The organism is Psychrobacter proteolyticus (assembly GCF_038155145.1).
GTDB lineage: Bacteria > Pseudomonadota > Gammaproteobacteria > Pseudomonadales > Moraxellaceae > Psychrobacter > Psychrobacter proteolyticus_B.
Genome location: NZ_JBAKAY010000156.1, coordinates 1 through 217, shown reverse-complemented (window position 1 = coordinate 217; position 217 = coordinate 1). Strand labels below are relative to the sequence as shown.

Genomic DNA, 217 nt, shown 5'->3' with positions numbered 1-217 from the left:
TGAGCCATCGGGCGTAGTGGTTACCTGTCATAATGAGCTTATTCAACTTGGTAACTAAGCCACGGCGATGAATATGCTACGTGCTAAGCTTTATGAGCTAGAGATGCAAAATCGTATGGAATCACAGCAAGCGGTCGAAGACGGTAAGTCTGATGTTGGCTGCGGCAGTCAAATTCGCTCTAACGTGCTTGATGACTCTCGTATCAAGGAATTCCGT

1 pseudogene is annotated in these 217 nt (G+C 46.5%); it reads left to right on the top strand.

Going from position 1 to position 217, the window contains the following annotated elements:
* Positions 1-217: pseudogene (locus V6252_RS13335) on the top strand (peptide chain release factor-like protein); the annotation flags it as partial.